The 1,249-nt window shown below is 65.3% G+C and carries 1 protein-coding gene and 1 pseudogene; both read left to right on the forward strand.

Annotated elements, in window-relative coordinates:
- Positions 1-217, forward strand: a pseudogene (locus JMF90_RS37615) (protocatechuate 3,4-dioxygenase subunit beta); the annotation flags it as partial.
- A 3-nt stretch (positions 218-220) separates the two neighbouring features.
- The gene (pcaG, locus tag JMF90_RS37620) at positions 221-814 is read left to right on the forward strand and encodes a protocatechuate 3,4-dioxygenase subunit alpha (protein WP_011547894.1); all 594 of its coding nucleotides are present in this window, start codon (positions 221-223) and stop codon (positions 812-814) included.
- The last annotated feature ends 435 nt before the right edge of the window (positions 815-1,249 follow it).

Raw genomic sequence — 1,249 nt, forward strand, 5'->3', positions numbered from 1 at the left:
GTTCGGCGATTACTTCGGCTCGCGTCTCGTCACGCAGATGTACTTCCCCGGCGATCCGCTGCTCGCGTACGACCCGATCTTCCAGGGCACGCCGGAAGCCGCGCGCGAGCGCCTGATCTCGCGCTTCTCGATGGACATCACCGAAGAAGGCTATGCGCTCGGCTACGAATTCGACATCGTGCTGCGCGGCCGCGACGCCACCCCGATGGAGCGCTGAACCATGACGACGCTAAAGCAAACCCCTTCGCAGACGGTCGGCCCGTACTTCGCGTACGGCCTGTGCCCGCAGCAATACGACTACGACCTGAAAAGCCTGTTCACGCCGACGATCGCCGCGCCGCACGCCGAGGGCGAGCATGTGCTGCTGGTCGGGCAGGTGTTCGACGGCGACGGCAACGTGGTCGGCGACGCGGTGCTCGAATTCACGCAGGTGGATGGCGCGGGCCGCTACCCCGCGTCGCGCGACGACATCGCGAAATCCGGCTTCACGGGCTTCGCGCGAGTCGGCACGGGCACCGACCCGCAGCAGCGCTTCGTCGTCGAGACGGTGAAGCCGGGCCGCGTCGCCGCCGACGAGGCGCCGCACATCAACGTGACCGTGATGATGCGCGGCATCCTCACCCATGCGTTCACACGCGTGTACTTCGACGACGAAGCCGCCGCGAACGCGGTCGACCCCGTGCTGAACGCGGTGCCGGCCGAGCGCCGCGCGACGCTCGTCGCGAAACGCGACGCGCAGCCGGGCCGGCCGGTCGTCTACCGCTTCGACATCCGCATGCAGGGGCCGGAAGAAACCGTGTTCTTCGACGTTTGACGCACGCACGCGCCCGCGCTTGACGGCTTCGGCGCAACCGCTTCGCCGTGTGGCGCGATACCGACGGGCATCGCGCCACACGGCGTTTTTGCGCACGGCGCCGCCATCATTCGATGGTGCACTGCATCGTGACCAACGGGGCTGCGGATGCCTGTCGTTATCGGCTTCCCGCCCCGATATCGAACGCGCCATCGAAACGCATGCTGCGACAGCACATCAATCGGCGGATCGACACGATATCGTTTGCGCGTTATGCGGCGTATGCTTCGTTATCCGCAACGAGCTGACAGGATTAAATCAGACGAAGCAACAATGACATGCATCATGCGCGACGCTGCCCCTGAGGCGGCCCGCGCATTTTTTTCAGACAGAGTGCCTTTAAACGCGTCTGGCCGAAGTTGGCGGACGCGTATTTTTTGGTGGCGACCGGCTAGC

Source organism: Burkholderia sp. E168m23 (assembly GCF_016586125.1).
GTDB lineage: Bacteria > Pseudomonadota > Gammaproteobacteria > Burkholderiales > Burkholderiaceae > Burkholderia > Burkholderia orbicola.

Bases quoted from the DNA above. Each gene is read 5' to 3' on its own strand.
- pcaG (WP_011547894.1), top strand. From the start codon at position 221: ATGACGACGCTAAAGCAAACCCCTTCGCAGACGGTCGGCCCGTACTTC.